Source organism: Altererythrobacter litoralis (assembly GCF_036324225.1).
Taxonomy (GTDB): Bacteria; Pseudomonadota; Alphaproteobacteria; order Sphingomonadales; family Sphingomonadaceae; genus Erythrobacter; species Erythrobacter litoralis_A.
Window position 1 is genome coordinate 91,202 of record NZ_JAZDQV010000010.1, and the last position, 8,901, is coordinate 100,102.

At 61.8% G+C, this 8,901-nt stretch carries 9 protein-coding genes; 5 read left to right on the top strand and 4 right to left on the bottom strand.

Going from position 1 to position 8,901, the window contains the following annotated elements:
* Positions 1-10 precede the first annotated feature (10 nt).
* On the top strand, positions 11-1,147 hold the full coding sequence (locus tag VRS74_RS10755) for a serine hydrolase domain-containing protein (protein ID WP_354145261.1): 1,137 nt from the start codon (positions 11-13) through the stop codon (positions 1,145-1,147).
* On the opposite strand, the gene VRS74_RS10760 is transcribed toward VRS74_RS10755, so the two are convergent.
* From VRS74_RS10760 to pdxH, 3 genes are read right to left on the bottom strand one after another with little or no spacing between them, the layout of a single operon-like run.
* Positions 1,140-1,913, bottom strand: coding sequence for a PhzF family phenazine biosynthesis protein (locus VRS74_RS10760; RefSeq protein WP_354145262.1), 774 nt, complete (start codon positions 1,911-1,913; stop codon positions 1,140-1,142). The two genes, VRS74_RS10755 and VRS74_RS10760, sit on opposite strands and share 8 nt — an antisense overlap.
* 11 nt (positions 1,914-1,924) lie before the next feature.
* Complete coding sequence (locus tag VRS74_RS10765; RefSeq protein WP_354145263.1) at positions 1,925-2,842, bottom strand: cation diffusion facilitator family transporter; 918 nt, start codon at positions 2,840-2,842, stop codon at positions 1,925-1,927.
* Positions 2,839-3,468 (bottom strand): pyridoxamine 5'-phosphate oxidase, encoded by a 630-nt coding sequence (pdxH, locus tag VRS74_RS10770; protein WP_354145264.1) that lies wholly within the window; start codon positions 3,466-3,468, stop codon positions 2,839-2,841. The genes VRS74_RS10765 and pdxH overlap by 4 nt, the downstream gene beginning before the upstream one ends.
* Before the next feature lie 134 nt (positions 3,469-3,602).
* Between pdxH and VRS74_RS10775 the strand changes: the two genes are divergently transcribed.
* The 4 genes from VRS74_RS10775 (at position 3,603) to VRS74_RS10790 (ending at position 6,987) form a co-directional block, all read left to right on the top strand.
* Positions 3,603-4,556, top strand: a complete 954-nt coding sequence (locus VRS74_RS10775; RefSeq protein WP_354145265.1) for a DnaJ C-terminal domain-containing protein — start codon at positions 3,603-3,605, stop codon at positions 4,554-4,556.
* Positions 4,557-4,558: 2 nt separating this feature from the next.
* Positions 4,559-5,548: a YihY/virulence factor BrkB family protein gene (locus tag VRS74_RS10780; RefSeq protein ID WP_354145266.1), complete on the top strand. Its 990-nt coding sequence runs from the start codon at positions 4,559-4,561 to the stop codon at positions 5,546-5,548.
* 8 nt (positions 5,549-5,556) lie between these two features.
* Positions 5,557-6,381, top strand: coding sequence for an enoyl-ACP reductase FabI (gene fabI, locus VRS74_RS10785; RefSeq protein ID WP_354145272.1), 825 nt, complete (start codon positions 5,557-5,559; stop codon positions 6,379-6,381).
* A gap of 111 nt (positions 6,382-6,492) precedes the next feature.
* Positions 6,493-6,987 carry a hypothetical protein gene (locus VRS74_RS10790; RefSeq protein WP_354145267.1) on the top strand — a complete coding sequence of 165 codons (495 nt, stop codon included), beginning with the start codon at positions 6,493-6,495 and terminating at the stop codon, positions 6,985-6,987.
* A gap of 103 nt (positions 6,988-7,090) precedes the next feature.
* Here VRS74_RS10790 and VRS74_RS10795 read toward each other — a convergent pair.
* On the bottom strand, positions 7,091-8,901 hold a 1,811-nt coding region (locus tag VRS74_RS10795; protein WP_354145268.1), incomplete at its 5' end, for an Ig-like domain-containing protein.

An 8,901-nucleotide genomic window follows, 5' to 3' on the forward strand; every position in this document is an offset into this window, starting at 1 on the left:
TGAGGGCGCCATGAACACCCTGCGGTCGCTGCTTCCTATCGCCACACTTGCGCTGCTGCCAGCCCTCTCTTCATGCGGCGATGTTCCGCCGGAACCGGCACCGCTGAGCGAGGATGCGCTGGCCGCAATCACTGCGGACGCCGGTGCGCCCACAAGCGAACTGGCGCGCGAAGTGGATGACCTGTTCACGCGCGAAGGGCTGGGTGAAACCCGCGCACTGGTGGTGATGCAGAACGGCAAGGTTGCGGCCGAACGTTACTCGCCCGGTTATGGCCCCGACACGCGCTTCGTCAGCTGGTCGATGGCCAAGACGGTGACTGCCGTGATGATCGGCATGCTGGTGGCCGATGGCAGACTGCGGCTCGACGAGCGCGCGCCGGTCGAACTTTGGCATCGCTCGGGCGATGCGCGCGGCGAGATCACCTTGCGCCAATTGCTGCAGATGAGCAGCGGCTTGCGCCATACTGAAGCGGGCGACCCGCCTTACGAATCCTCCGAAGTACGGATGCTGTTCCTCGACGGGCGCGACGACATGGCGCGCTGGGCGGAAGAACAGCCGCTAGAGGCGGAGCCGGGTGCGAAATTCGAATATTCGAGCAACACCAGCGTGATCCTGGCCGACATCGCCGCGCGCGCTTTGACCGACAGCGAGGACCCCGAGATTCGCCGCCGTGCGGTTGCCGATTTCCTTGAGGCGCGCCTGTTCGCGCCGCTGGGGATGACCAGCATGGTGCCCGAATTCGACGCTTCGGGCACGCTGATCGGCGGGTCGCTGATCCATGGCACCGCGCGCGACTGGGCGAGACTCGGCGAGTTCCTGCGCCGCAAAGGGACGGGCCCCGGCGGCGAGCAGCTGGTGCCGAGCCGGTGGGTCGAGCAGATGGTGACGCCGAGCCCGCGCTCGCCGCAATACGGCTTCCAGACCTGGCTCAACCGACCGCTCGACGATCCCGAGGAGGAGCACCCGCTCTTCCCCGATCGCGCGCCCGCCAGCCTGTTCTCTCTGATCGGCCATATGGGTCAATATGTCATCGTGTCGCCGCAGCAGCGGCTGACCGTGGTGCGTTTGGGACATTCGAACACCGAAGAGCGGATCGCGATGCTGCAGCAGCTTGCCGATGTGATCGAGCTCTATCCCGTCAGGTAATATCGGCGCATTGCCCGCCGAGCCAGACGTTGTTTCCTTCCATCCGGCATTCGAACCAGCCGCCGCGCGCGCTTGCCTGATGAGCGGCAAGCCGCTCGCGCCCGAGCCTTTCGCTCCAATAGGGTGCCAGCACCGCATGCGCCGATCCGGTCGCGGCATCCTCGCACCCGCCCGGCGAAAAGACGCGGCTGGTGATATTGGCGCTTGCGCCAGCACGCGAGCCGGGGGCGCTGGCAGTGACCTGAAGATTGCCGAGCCGTGCCAACGCCTCCGGGTCAGGGGCGAGTGCGGCGACCTCCTGCGGGTTCGCGAACAGCGCCAGCGCATAGCCCGCCGGGTTCCAGCGGATCTCGGCTGGTTCGCTCCCCAAAGCCGCCGCAAGTTCAGGCCATTCGTGAGGTTCGGTCTGGATCGCAGGCAAGGAAATCTCGTAGCGCGCCTCACCGGGGAGTTTGCGGATTTCAAGTTTGCGCCCTCCTGATGACTGCAAGGTGACGGCATCGCCCTCGGCCCCCGCAAGCAGCAGATGCCTTGCCGCCAGCGCGCCATGCCCGCACAGCGCAATCTCGCGATCGGGGGCGAACCAGCGGACCGGATGCGCCCCGTCGACGGGTGCAAGTTGCACGAAAGCAGTGGCAGGCTCGCCAAAGCCATGCGCCGCCGCCTGCATCGCGGCCTCGTCTACTGGAACATCGAGCAGGACGACCGCTGCACGGTTGCCCTTGCAGCCGGGGCCGACGAATGCATCGACGCGGTTGCAGGCCATCGCGCCCAAGTTCAGCCCGCGCGATCGGGCAGCAGTTCTTCGGCGGCTACGCCCTCTTCATTGACCAGCCCCTCGGGGTCGGGGTGGATCAGCACTTCGACCCCGGGGAACTCGCGCGCGATCCGCTCCTCGACCTCATCCATCAATGCATGCGCTTCGACGACTGTCATGTGCGGATCGACCGCCATGTGAAACTGCACGAAATCGTCGGCCCCGCTGGTGCGGGTGCGCAAATCGTGCACTCCGCGAATGTCGGGATGCTTGGCCAGCACCGCCAGGAACTCCTCGCGCCGTTCCTCGGGCCATTCGCGGTCCATCAAATGGTCCATCGCTTCGCCCCCGGCGCGCCAAGCTCCCCAGGCCAGCCAGAGAGCGATCCCCAGCCCGAACAAAGGGTCCGCTGCGCCGAACCCCAAGAATTGGTCGATCACCAGCGCGGCAATCACCGAGAGATTGAGCAGAATATCGGACTGGTAGTGCATATGATCGGTCTTGATTGCGACCGAGCCGGTCTTGCTTATCACGTGGCGCTGCCAGGCAAGCAGCGCGAAGGTCGCGACGATCGCGACGAGCGAGACGGCGATCCCCTCTTCCGCCGCAGCTGTCTGCCCACCTTCGACCAGCCGTGTGACGGCGCGCAAGGCAATCCCGCCCGCAGAAAGCGTGATCAGCATCACCTGGAATATCGCTGCCAGCGCTTCGGCCTTGCCGTGCCCGAAGCGATGGTTCTCGTCTGCCGGATGCGAAGCGACCCACACGCCCAGCAGCGTGGCAAGGCTGGCGATAAGGTCGAGCGTGGTGTCGGCCAGGCTGCCGAGCATCGCGGTCGAACCGGTGACCCAGCTGGCCCACAGCTTGAGCGCGGCCAGGAACAATGCGGTCGCGATCGAAGCGTAGGCGGCGCTGCGGGTGAGCGAGGCGTGGCTCATGGATAGAGCAGCGTGTTGGTCCAGCCATCCTCTGTACGGTCGAATTGCCGCCGGTCGTGAATGCGGAAGGGGCGATCCATCCAGAATTCCATTCTTTGAGGTTCAAGTCGGAACCCGGTCCAATGAGGCGGCCTGAGCACAGAACCGACCACATGGCGCGCGGCCACCTTGGCGACGCGGGCCAAAAGTTCGCCGCGCGAGGCAAGCGGGCGCGACTGGTCCGAAGCCAAGGCACCAAGCTGCGAATCGCGGCTTCGGCTGGCAAAATAAGCATCTGCCAATTCTGGCTCCACTTCATACACCTTGCCCTCGATCCGAATCTGCCGCCGCAGGCTCTTCCAGTGGAACAGCAATGCGGCCTGCATATTTGCGCGGATTTCCTCCCCCTTGCGGCTGTCGCCATTGGTATAGAAGGTGAACCCGTCAGGCCCATGATCCTTCAGCAGCACCATTCGAACCGAAGGTGAGCCATTGGAGTTCGCGGTTGCCAGCGCCATGGCATTGGGATCGTTGGGTTCCGATTCACCTGCCTCGGCTAACCACTGCGCGAAAAGCGCCAGCGGATCGCCCGACGGGATCTCGCTTTCCGCGACGCGGGCAATCTGTCCGGGCGTAGGATTTGGCATGGCTCTCGGTCCTGTTTGGGCTGGACGGAGGATATGGGCGATCACAGCGCTTGCGCCAAGCCTTATCCTCCCTATCAGCCGCCAGAAAGCACCATGTCTTGCGCCAATGCGCTGCTGTAACTAGCTAACACGCTATGGCAGATCCGTATCAGACCCTTGGCGTCGCGCGCACCGCCTCCGAAGCGGAGATCAAGAGCGCCTATCGCAAGCTCGCCAAGGAGCTGCATCCCGACCGCAACAAGGACAGGCCCAATGCGGCCGAGCGCTTTTCCGAGGTCACCAAGGCCTATGACTTGCTGAGCGACAAGGATAAGCGCGCGCAATACGACCGTGGCGAGATCGATGCCGAAGGCAATCCGGCCAATCCCTTCGCCGGAATGGGGGGAGGATTCCGCAGCGGCGGGGTCGGCCAGGGCGGAAGTTTCCGCGCCGAGGACTTCCAGGGCTTTGGCAATGGCGACATGGATTTGAGCGACCTGTTCGAAGGCCTGTTCGGCGGCGGTGGCGGCCGCCGGTCGAGCGGAATGGGCGGCGGCTTCGGCAGCCAGCGCCGCCCGCCCCCGCCGCAAAGGGGCGCAGACATCGCCTATCGCCTCGCCGTATCCTTCGTCGACGCCGCGGCACGCAGGGACCAGCGCATCACGCTGGCCGACGGCAAGACGATCGACCTCAAGCTCCCCGCGGGGGTAGAAGACGGCACGCAGATGCGGCTGAAGGGCAAGGGGCAGCAGGGGCCAGGCGGTGCGGGCGACGGCATCGTCACCGTTTCGGTGGGCGGGCACCCCTTCTATGTGCGAGACGGCGACAACATCCGGCTCGACCTGCCGGTAACGCTCGATGAAGCGCTTCGCGGCGCGCAGGTGAAATGCCCCACGGTCGATGGGCCGGTGATGCTGACGATCAAGCCCGGCACGCACGGCGGCACGGTGATGCGACTTAAGGGCAAGGGCTGGACCACCAGGGCGGGCGGGCGCGGCGACCAGATGGTGACGCTCGAGATCCAGCTGCCCGAAGATACCGAGGAACTGGCCAAACGGCTCGAAGGCTGGCAGGATGGGAGCAATCCGCGCGCCAGCCTGGGGGTCTGAGCTTGTCCCATTTCGAGCTTCCGCACCTGGAAGAGCACGAAATCCACTCGCTTTCGCCCGAAGCCCGGCGAGAGGAGGCCAAATCGCTGCACGGCAAGGTGTTGTATCTCGTCGGCCCCGGCACGCGCGCTTTCCGCGCGGTGCAACGCACCGCGATCGGCACCTTCAACGACGGGTTTATCCATGCCGGCAACCTCGCCTACCTGGCGATGCTGGCGATCTTTCCCTTCTTCATCCTTGGCGCCGCACTGTTCGCGCTGATTGGCGACGCCTCGCACCAGGACGCGCTGGTGCATACCATCGTGGTCGCCATGCCGCCGACGGTGGCGCGCACGATTGAGCCGGTGGCGCGGGACGTGATGGCCGCGCGCAGCGGCCTGCTGCTATGGGTCGGCGCGTTCGTGGCTCTGTGGACAGTCTCTAGTCTGGTCGAGACCATCCGCGACATATTGCGGCGCGCCTATGGAACTCAGCCCACCCGCGCCTTCTGGAAGTATCGCCTGATTTCTACCGGCTTCACACTTGCGGCGATTGTCCTGCTGGTGGTGGCATTGTTCGCGCAAGTGGTGATCGGCGCATCCGAACAGATCATCCAGGCGCGCTTCCCCGAATTCGTCGGCTCGGTCGCCGAATTGCGCCTGTCGCAACTGGTTCCGGCCCTGGTGCTGTTCGGCTCGCTTTACGTTCTGTTCTTTACGCTGACGCCCACCGCCTATCGCGCGCGCCGCTATCCCAAGTGGCCCGGCGTCGCGGTCGTAACTTTATGGTGGATCGTGGTGACTGCAGCGCTACCGCCGGTGCTGCGCAGTTTCTTTACCTACAACCTGACCTACGGCAGCCTTGCCGGGATCATGATCGCGCTGTTCTTTTTCTGGCTGATCGGCCTCGGAATGGTTATCGGCGCTGAACTCAACGCAGCTCTGGCCGTGACGCCCGAGGAAGAGGAAGCTACGGCCGGAGCCGACGAGCAGCAAAAGGAGGACGAGGCATGAGCGAAATGATGCCCGGACTGATGGAAGGCAAGCGCGGGCTCATCATGGGGCTTGCCAATGACAAATCGCTGGCCTGGGGCATCGCCAGGAAGCTTGCCGAGCAGGGGGCCGAACTGGCCTTTTCCTACCAGGGCGAAGCGCTGGAGAAGCGCGTGCGGCCGCTGGCGGAACAGCTGGGCAGCGATTTCCTGATCGAATGCGACGTGTCCGACATGGCAGCGCTCGACGCGGCTTTCGACGCGCTCAAGGCGCGTTGGGACCGGCTCGACTTCGTGGTCCACGCGATCGGCTATTCGGACAAGACCGAACTGCGCGGCCTCTATGTGGACACCAGTCTCGAAAACTTCCTGATGACGATGAACATCTCGGCCTATTCGCTGGTCGCGGTGGCGAAGCGTGCTGCGGAAATGATGCCGCCCCTGCAGGAAGACGGCAGCGGTGGCGGCTCGATCCTGACACTGACCTACTACGGCGCGGAAAAGGTCGTGCCGCACTACAATGTGATGGGCGTGGCTAAGGCCGCGCTCGAGACCAGCGTGAAATATCTCGCCAACGACCTCGGGCCGCGCAACATCCGCGTGAACGCGATCAGCGCGGGGCCGATCAAGACGCTGGCGGCGAGCGGGATCGGCGATTTCCGCTACATCCTCAAATGGAACGAGTACAATTCGCCGCTGCGGCGCAATGTCACAATCGAGGATGTCGGCGGAGCAGGGCTCTATTTCCTCTCCGACCTGTCATCGGGCGTGACGGGCGAGACGCACCATGTCGACGGCGGATATCACGTGGTCGGCATGAAGCAGGAAGACGCGCCGGATATCGCGCTGGGGTAAGGCATGACGCTTGGCTGTGCTTATTTGGATCTTAGGAATTTATAGATTGCGTGACTTTCGCCCGCGGCATAATCAGAGATATAGGTCGAACTTAACTAAGGGATTTTACGAGTGAGCAAGGCGCAAAGTTTAGCAATTGGCGTGTGTTTGTCCTTGTCGCTTTCAGGGTGCGCGAGCGGATCGGCCCTTCAGCCGGACCGCTCGATATTTAGCCTGGATAACAACTATCAACGACAGTTCTATGACATGCCTATCGAGACCGCCTTTGAGCAAACGGTCGCCGTTTTCAAAGACGCCGGCTACAAGCTTGACGTCATTGATCGAGCGACTGGGCAGGTAAGCGGTAAGCGCGGAGCCAGCGGTGACAAGGGCTCGGCTACCGACAAGGATCTGAAGTTTTATGCTCTAGTGCTGCCTAGGGGTAGCGGAAGTGAGCTCGGGATTAAAATTGTACAGGTCATTCGTAGGGGTACATTTGGCACGTCAAGCGCGGAGCTAATCGTCAATGATAGACAAATGTACGAATTTGCTTTCAAGCGTATTGAAAACTCAACCCCCACATCTCCTGCCGAGATAGATCAAGATCGGGGCGTCCGATATAACTAGCTCCGGCTGGACGCGCACCGTCGCGTACACGGCGAAAAAGAGGGTCGCCTCATCACATGATTAGGCGCTTTATCGGCCTTATACGAGCCAACGAGACGGCAAGCTACTGAGCCAAACGCAGGCTAAGGAGGGCCCGGTTATCGTTAGCCTGCGCATGGCCAGCTTCAACTGCCAACTCAAGGCCGGCAGACCCGCCAAAACGGTATGCATAGCCCAATCCTATGACTGAGCGCTGCATACCCGCCACGCTTTCCCATCGATAGTCAGCATAGAAACGGTGACGTCCACTATCATCGTTAGCTGCAAGCTTTGCTCCCAGCTGATAACCGCACCGCATGGCAGAGCTATCCACCGCATTGTCTTCGCACAGCAGGCCAGGGCTGACCAACAATCGCGTCAGAGCACCGTATTCTTCTGACGAACCTGCCAAGGTGATCGGCGCTGTTACCGGCACACTCAAACGAGTGACATCGACTGTTCCGACATCGAATGCGATAACCGAACGGTTTTCACCGAGATATTGAGCGGAAAGGCTGGCCGAGCTTAGCCTTTCCACAGCGCGAGACAATATTGCGTCGGTGGTGATCACCGTGTCGCCAACAGCCAGATCTCCACTCAGCATCCAGCCAAATAGATGACGCCGGCCGCGCATGGTCCCATCAAGAACAAAGCCATCACTTTCGGTAAGACCAAAATCATACCAGGTTCTGCCCAAGCCAGCAAAGACACCGGCGCGCAGATCGTCGGTGAGCTGGTAGCGGCCATATGCTGTAACCTGGAGGCTCGTGTCCGAAATCGAGCTATGGTCAAAGCCAATCAACTCGTCGCTCGATCGCGAGGCCAAAGCACTAAGGCCGACAGTGAAGTCTTGATCCAGCCGCGTCTCGAAGCGAAGCGCCGAGAAGATCCGCGAATTCCAGTTCCCACCTACATTTGAATAGGTCAGGCCCGCAGCAGCGTATACCTGATGGCGACGACCACATTCCGACAACCGCTGGGAATACTGGAGATCGACGTTACCGCCACTCTGGTTGGCTCGAGCAGCACCTGACAGATCCCTGGGATCAGAACAGGCATCATCGTTGGCCCCGCGCATGAGCGCTTCATTGAAGCTCAGCATGTCGCTTAGGCCATGAATGGCATAAGTCCGCAGGCTAGTGCGCAGCTGGTCGCCAATTTCGTCCAGCTTTCGCCCTATCTCATCAACATTTACGATCGCCACGGTCAAAGTCTGGTAGCTTACGTTGCGCGCAGCATCGACAGCCTTCACGCGCACCACATAAGTGTTGTTACTGCCTACATCGGTCGGATTTTCGTAGTCAGGTGCAACCAAGAACACAATTGCACCTGTTTCAGGATCTACCTGGAACTTGGCTGCATCCGAGCCGCCATCAATCGACCAGGTTACTTCCTCATTAGCCATGAAGGTGGTTACTGCCGTAAGCCCTTCATTGATAGTGATCGCTGACTCTGCAGCACCCTCACCGCCACTCGGGCCAGTGATTAGCGGCCCTGTATCGTCGAGGTCGAGTACTGTTACCGTAATCGATTGCGTGCTGATATTCCCAGCAGCATCCGTCGCAGTCACGGTCAGGATATAGGTATTGTTCGTGTCGCTATCGGTCGGCGCTTCGAAGTCGGGCGCGGCCACAAAGGTGATCGTCCCATCTTCTGCGATCTCGAACTTGCCCTGATCGTTACCGCCAACAATCAACCAAGTGACTTCCTTGTCAGCAAGCAACCGCGTCACGCTGGTCTGCCCTTCGTTCACCGAAAGTTCCGAGGCACTCGCTCCCGGACCACCGCTCGGACCTGTAATCGCCGGAGGTACGTCATCCACATCGGTCTCGTTCAGCGCAACCTGCACGGTCGTGCTGTTGGTCCCGTCGCTCACGGTTACGGTCAGCGTCTGCG

Coding starts and splice junctions, on each gene's coding strand:
- pdxH (WP_354145264.1), bottom strand. CDS start 3,468: ATGCCAAATCCTACGCCCGGACAGATTGCCCGCGTCGCGGAAAGCGAG.
- VRS74_RS10760 (WP_354145262.1), bottom strand. CDS start 1,913: ATGGCCTGCAACCGCGTCGATGCATTCGTCGGCCCCGGCTGCAAGGGC.
- VRS74_RS10775 (WP_354145265.1), top strand. CDS start 3,603: ATGGCAGATCCGTATCAGACCCTTGGCGTCGCGCGCACCGCCTCCGAA.
- VRS74_RS10755 (WP_354145261.1), top strand. CDS start 11: ATGAACACCCTGCGGTCGCTGCTTCCTATCGCCACACTTGCGCTGCTG.
- VRS74_RS10765 (WP_354145263.1), bottom strand. CDS start 2,842: ATGAGCCACGCCTCGCTCACCCGCAGCGCCGCCTACGCTTCGATCGCG.
- fabI (WP_354145272.1), top strand. CDS start 5,557: ATGCCCGGACTGATGGAAGGCAAGCGCGGGCTCATCATGGGGCTTGCC.